Origin of the sequence: Frankia sp. Mgl5, assembly GCF_023242985.1 — a bacterium.
GTDB classification, from domain to species: Bacteria; Actinomycetota; Actinomycetes; order Frankiales; family Frankiaceae; genus Parafrankia; species Parafrankia soli.
In genome coordinates this window covers 1-244 of record NZ_JALKFY010000289.1, presented here as the reverse complement: position 1 = coordinate 244, position 244 = coordinate 1, and the positions used below count along the sequence as shown (strand labels likewise).

The 244-nt window shown below is 55.3% G+C and carries 1 pseudogene; it reads left to right on the top strand.

The window, feature by feature from the left end:
- A pseudogene (locus MXD62_RS09385) lies at positions 1-244 on the top strand (kynureninase); the annotation flags it as partial.

The window sequence follows — 244 nt, the reverse complement described above, 5'->3', positions numbered from 1 at the left end:
CGGCGGCCTGTATGTCAATCAGAAGCACTTCGGCCGTGATCCGGGTTTGGCCGGCTGGTTTGGTTCGCGAAAAGATAAGCAGTTTGATATGGAGCACACCTTTACTCCGGCGGAGACGGCAGGCGCTTTCCAAATTGGTACGCCTCATGTGCTGAGCATGGCGCCGCTGCTTGGCTCTTTGCAGATGTTTGCGGAAGCGGGCTTGGTGAAAATCAGGGAAAAATCCCTGCGGTTGACGCAATAC